General features: G+C 60.4%; 5 protein-coding genes. 1 reads left to right on the top strand and 4 read right to left on the bottom strand.

Features of this window, described 5'->3' with window-relative positions; translation table 11 throughout:
- Positions 1-12: 12 nt before the first annotated feature.
- The 4 genes from C0V97_RS11170 to hpnH all read right to left on the bottom strand — a co-directional run bounded on the left by C0V97_RS11170 (position 13) and on the right by hpnH (position 4,629).
- On the bottom strand, positions 13-636 hold the full coding sequence (locus C0V97_RS11170) for an ATP-binding cassette domain-containing protein (RefSeq protein ID WP_127102669.1): 624 nt from the start codon (positions 634-636) through the stop codon (positions 13-15).
- Positions 633-1,961 (bottom strand): hypothetical protein, encoded by a 1,329-nt coding sequence (locus tag C0V97_RS11175; RefSeq protein ID WP_127102670.1) that lies wholly within the window; start codon positions 1,959-1,961, stop codon positions 633-635. The genes C0V97_RS11170 and C0V97_RS11175 overlap by 4 nt, the downstream gene beginning before the upstream one ends.
- A 44-nt stretch (positions 1,962-2,005) precedes the next feature.
- Positions 2,006-3,298: a hemolysin family protein gene (locus tag C0V97_RS11180; protein ID WP_127102671.1), complete on the bottom strand. Its 1,293-nt coding sequence runs from the start codon at positions 3,296-3,298 to the stop codon at positions 2,006-2,008.
- A gap of 143 nt (positions 3,299-3,441) precedes the next feature.
- Complete coding sequence (hpnH, locus tag C0V97_RS11185; protein ID WP_127102672.1) at positions 3,442-4,629, bottom strand: adenosyl-hopene transferase HpnH; 1,188 nt, start codon at positions 4,627-4,629, stop codon at positions 3,442-3,444.
- A 497-nt stretch (positions 4,630-5,126) separates the two neighbouring features.
- On the opposite strand from hpnH, the gene C0V97_RS11190 reads away from it, so the two are divergent.
- Positions 5,127-5,813, top strand: coding sequence for an ABC transporter substrate-binding protein (locus C0V97_RS11190; RefSeq protein WP_127102673.1), 687 nt, complete (start codon positions 5,127-5,129; stop codon positions 5,811-5,813).
- The last annotated feature ends 187 nt before the right edge of the window (positions 5,814-6,000 follow it).

Below are 6,000 nucleotides of genomic sequence, written 5' to 3' on the forward strand. Positions count from 1 at the left end.
AGGGTGTCGCCCTTATTTCTTTCCGAGCGTCTCCATTCTGATGATCCGTGCTCCGAGCGCGTCAAGAAAGGCGCCATCATGGGTCGAAACCAGAATACAGGCCGACCGCGCCGCCTCTGACAGCAGCGTCATCAGGAATTGCCGAGAGTCCACGTCGAGCCCATTACCCGGCTCGTCCATCAACAACACTTGCGGCCTGCCTATAAAGGCCGAGGCGATAAGCATCTTGCGCCGCGTTCCGAGCGACAGCGCATCGTAACGCTTGTCGAGATGGGGCCCGAGACCAAAACCCTCGATCAGGTTCGACGACAGGCTTTCCGCCTTGCGGGCCCAGGCGCAGAGCGCGAAGAGGTCACGCCCGGTCATGAACGGGTACAGCGCGCCCTCATCCGGGACATAGGCAAGACAAGATTTCGCCGCCACGGGCTGCCGGGACAGGTCATGCCCTGCAATCAGAACCCGACCTCTTTGCAGTTTCGCCACTCCGGACAGGCCACGCAGCAGCGTCGATTTACCTGTGCCATTGCTCCCCCGGAGCCCGTGCAGGCCCACAGGGAGAGCAAGACTGACCGAAGAGAAAACAGCTCGTCCCTTATAGGCCATCTCGAGATCGGTGCAGATCAGCCTGTCGCTCATGCGGGAACCTTCCAGAGAATGACCGTTACCCAGAATGCGGAAAGCGCGATCGCGGGCATGGGCCGCCACCGCGGATCGATCGACACGGTGAGCCGCAGGGCCGACAGCAACAGCAGATACGAAGCCAGCACACCCAAAGCGACACCGGGCGTCATCAGGCGATGCACGGCAAGCGGCAGCAGGCAGAGCAGGGCTGGAATCGTGAACAGCGCCAGAACTAGACCAATATCGCGCCCGACCCAGAAAAATCGGGATAAAGGCAAAGCGCGGCAAAAGCCGGCTGCACGCTCATGCGCCTCGGCAAGAGAGGCGAGGGGAACAAGGCAGGATTGTGCGATGAGCCCCATGACCACGATCTGCACCGGTACGGAGCGGGAATCATAGTCGAACCCGCGCAGGAGCGCCCACAAGGCAAAAGGCAAGACCCAGACGAGGAGCATGATTATGGGCGTGGCATTGCCCCTTTCGACACAACACCTGATCTGGAGACGTAGAACGGGCGTTACGAGCCCCAGCGTGCCAGCCCTAGGCAATGCCGCTCGGGCAGAATGACGACGAAGGCCGGACCAGCCTTCATAGCGCGTACCCAGAAGCAAACCCGCCCCTCCGCACAGGACAGGCAGGGCAAGGACCGGCAGAGCTGCGCCAGAAGTCCCCATGCCGCAGTCGAGGGCAAGCGCCAGATCGGCAATCAGAATGAATGGGATCAGCAGGGGCGCAGCCTCAATACGGGCTGCTTGCAGAAGAATTGTCAGTCCCAAAAAAACCAGCGCTCTCATTATATAGAGCAACGCTGCCAGCGGGACCCCAATCCCGACCAGAGCGAGCCCGACCGGCAAAGGAAGAAGAAGCGGGAGGTCGAGCAGGAATACGAGCCCTGCGGCGATGGAAAGACGTATGTTTAGGGAAATGGGCAGGCTGTCGAGATAACTCCTGAAAGCCCCACCGCGCAGAACCGACCGCAGCCCCTCCGCCCAGAGCAGGTAGCCTGCCTGAGCGAAAATAATCGCGCCGACATGCGGGCCGATGGCCCCGGGAGTGGCCCCGGCCAAGGCATCGGAACGCGTCGTGGGCGTCGCCAGCATGAAGACCATGAAATGCGCTGTACGCAGCAGCAAAGCGACAATCGGTAGGGCCGGTGAAAGAAAGATGATGACAAGCAGGGCGAGCCAACGCTGCATGAGGAGCGTCTTGCCCGCATGCAGCAGATAACGCAGCCGCAATCGGAAATAAGCGTACAGGCTGTAGGGGGCGATGCTACCGGCTTTATCCGCCAGGCCAGGTGCCACCGCAGCCAGAGGGGGAAACTCCGAACGCTTCGTCACCGCATTTCCCCTTCAGGCCTTCACGATCGGCAATCAAAACGGTCTCAGTTTTCAGCCAGAACCTGACGGCTGGCCCGTACCTTGGTCACGCGGCGTTGCTCCATTTCGACCACCTCGAAGAGCCAGCCCGCGAAGACCACCTTGTCACCCTTGGCGGGTACGCGGCGCAACAGGGCAAGGATGGCACCCGCCAGAGTATGGTAGCTCCCTGCGGCAGGCAGATCGGGCAGATCGAGCACCGAGCGCACTTCATCAGCGGGCATGAAGCCATCGAGCACATATTCGTCCCGCGGCTGAGGATTTTCACGCTCGGTCTTGTTCTTCTCGGCGGTCTCGTCACCCACAATCGCCTCAAAGATATCCGAAGGCGTGACGATCCCCTCGAAGGAGCCGTATTCGTCGAGAACGAAAGCAATGCCGAGGCGCTCGCCACGCATGCGTTCGATCATGTCCTGCGCCGTCAGGCTGTCCGGCACGACAATCGGCTGACGCAGGGCGGCTTCGATGGAAATCGGCAGCCCCTGAAGCAGGCGGTCCATCAGATCCTTGGCCAGAACCACGCCGACAGGATGGTCCACATCGCCTTCACAGACGAGGATACGGGTATAGGTGGACTGGCGCAGCTTCACGATCAGCGCATCGCGGCTGGCATGACGATCGACCCAGAAGAGTTCGTTACGCGGCGTCATGATCGCGCGTACGGGGCGATCGGCCAGGCGGAGCAGGCGTTCGATCATGATGCGCTCCTCGGTTTCAAGCACACCGGCCTGAGCGCCCTCGGCCAGGATGGCGCGCAGTTCCTCTTCCGTGATCGCAGCGCGTGTCAGACCTCCCACGCCGAAAAGACGCAGCACAAGGTTGGAGGTCCCGCTCAGCAGCGCCACCACAGGGCGTGAGATAGTCAGGAGCGCCGAGAGAATGAAGGAGAGGCGAGCCGCCATCTTCTCGGGCTGTTGCAACGCGATCTGCTTGGGGACGAGTTCGCCAAAGACCAGCATGGCGAAGGTGATGGCCATCACCACGATGCCGATGGACAATTCATTGGCGAAAGGACGCAACATGTCGCTCCGCCGGATCAGCAGCGCCAGATCCTCCTCAATCTGGCTGCCGCCAAAGGCGCCTTCGAGAATGGAGACGAGCGTCATGCCGATCTGTACGGTCGGCAGAAAGGAATGGGGCTCATCGGCCAGACGCAGCGCCCGCTCTGCACCACGCACCCCACGCTTGACCAGCGCCGCAAGACGCGGCCGCTTGGCCGAGATCAGCGCCATTTCGCCCATGGCGAAGATGCTGTTCAAGGCAATGAGAAGACAGATGACCAGAATGGGGGTGAGCATGGCGCCCTTCGTTCGGAAAAAAGAAAAGGCGGACATACACGCTGTATGTCCGCCTTCTCAGGATAAGGCTGTCATGCCTGTCTTGGCCAGTATGCAGAAGGGCTTTGCCCCCTCCTGCCCGGCCGGTTGGGCCCGAAGACCCTTTAGTCGGCGGCGTCGGCGATCTCGACCGGCTTGTCCTCAGCCTTGTGCACGCGCACGCGCGGGCCGCGGGCAGGCTTGCGGGATTCGAGCAGCGTGACCTGCTCAGCCACCTGCGCCTCGTATTTGTACTCGGCAGGGCGCTGGTTCTCGAGCGAGATCTCGGGAACCATGGGCTTTTCGGTTTCCGGTCCGAACAGGGCAACCTTGGCGATATGCCAGGGGCGCTTGACCGCATCCATGACGGCTGTCGACTCATAGCCCGAATGGACCATGCAATCGGCGCATTTCTCATAGGCACCGGTGCCGTACTGCTCCCAGGCCGTATCGTCCATCAGTTCCTTGAAGGTCTTGGCGTAGCCTTCACCCAGCAGATAGCAGGGACGCTGCCAGCCAAACACGGTACGCAGGGGCTTGCCCCAAGGCGTGCAATGATAGTTTTCATTGCCAGCCAGAAAGTTTAGGAAGAGCGGCGACTGGGTGAAGCGCCACTTCTTGCCCTTGCCCAGACGGAAGATGTCACGAAAGAGCTGCTTGGTCTTCTGGCGGTTCAGGAAGTGCTCCTGATCGGGCGCACGCTCATACGCATAACCCGGTGCCGTCATGACGCCATCGACGCCGAGCGCCATGACTTCATCGAAGAAACGCGCCACGCGCTCAGGCTGCGCGCCGTCGAACAGCGTGCAGTTGATGGACACGCGGAAACCGCGCTCCTTGGCGGCTCGAATGGCCGACACTGCGCGCTCATACACGCCTTCCTGGCAGACGGACGAATCATGCATCGCCTTGTCGCCGTCGAGATGAATATCCCAGGAGAAGAACGGGTTGGGCTCGTAATCATCGAGCTTCTTCTCGAGCAGAAGACCGTTCGTGCAGAGATAGACATACTTCTTGCGCGCCGTCAGACCCTTGACGATCTCGGGCATCTCCTTGTGGAGGAGAGGCTCGCCGCCAGCGATGGCGATGACGGGGGCGTCTGCTTCAGCATCGGCATCCAGGCATTCCTGCAGGCTGAGGCGCTGGTTCAGGATCTGGGCCGGGTAATCGATCTTGCCGCAGCCCGCACAGGCGAGGTTGCAGCGGAACAGGGGTTCGAGCATCAGAACGAGCGGATAGCGCTTGCGACCCAGAAGATGCTGCTTGACCACATAGCGTCCGACACGGACGGCCTGCATCAATGGAACGGCCATGTATCTCTATGCTCCTACACCAATCGACGTGCACGCACGGGACCAGAAAAGGCCCGGCGGAAATAGCGCGTCGACGTCAAACGTGAGACCCGCAGGTCGTATGATTTCGCAAGACATCACCGAAATCGGGACCGGCGCGCAAGACTGAAAAGGATACGAACGGGATGGTAAAACGCTGCCTATACACCCTGCAGGTTGCCCACCTCAACATCGATGACGTTTCATTGCGCGATCTGTGTCATTTTGGCGACATGTAAAGGCAATAACTAACCAATTTTTAAGCCGAAATCTGTTGCACCCCACATCGTGATTCGCGCATTCGCTCCCCTCGTTATTGCAACACGGTGGGAAGATTGCACTTTTCGACGTTATGTCGGACATATGCGACAGTGATTGATGAGCGGATGTCTTGTTTAAAACACGAGCCACCCCAGCTTCCGACTACGGATCCGGACACCTGTCGGCACCGTTTACCGGGACAGATTTGAGGACGCAGCATGACACGATTTCCCATCACCACGCCCGACGCGATTCCTGCACGGCGCCTGAGCCGTGCCGCGCTCGGGCTCTTGGCCCTGATTTCGGCACCCGTCGCGTCTTCCTTCGTGTTCATGCCTGCTCCCGCCCTGGCCCAGTCCGAGGCCCAATCGCCGGCCGTGGCGCCCATCAACGACCTTTATACGGCCCTGAAGCAGATTCAGTCCCCGTCCAGCGGCACACCTGAAGCCCGCGCCCAGATCATGGCTCCGGTGATCGATCGGATTTTCGATCTGTCGACCGTGCTCCATAACTCCATCGGCATGCGTTACACGACGCTGTCTGCAGATGAGCAGACGAAGCTGCTTACCGCTTTCCGACAGTTCACCATTGCCCGCTATGTCTCGAGCTTCAAGCAGGGTGGTACGGCGCAGTTCACGGTCAGCCCGACCACGCGTCCCGCCCCCACGGGAGGCAGCACCATTGTGAGCACATCGATCGGTGACGGGTCGGATTCTGCGACCGCTATCAATTATGTGATGATGCCTTCTGGCGGCGGATATCGCATCGTCGACATTCTGCTCAATGGTCACATCAGCCAGGTTGCCGCCCAGCGCGCTGATTTCAGCTCGACGCTGGCCCGCGGCGGCGCGGATGCCCTCGTGACCCTGCTCAACCGCAAAACCGCAAAGTTTATGAATAATTAAGATGCACTGTCGGCCCCCTGCAATAAAACACCTGGAAAAGGGGAGAGGGGGCGCGTGACTCTCGTTTTGAACTGGCTAGGTTATGCCTCTGCGGGGATCGCGTTGTGTGGATGCGCTCAGTCGGCAATAGGCGCGGGGCTGATTACTGCGTTCCGGCGCCAGGAAAAGAGCGCAGTTCTCCCCGATG

The organism is Asaia sp. W19, assembly GCF_003994335.1.
Lineage (GTDB): Bacteria > Pseudomonadota > Alphaproteobacteria > Acetobacterales > Acetobacteraceae > Asaia.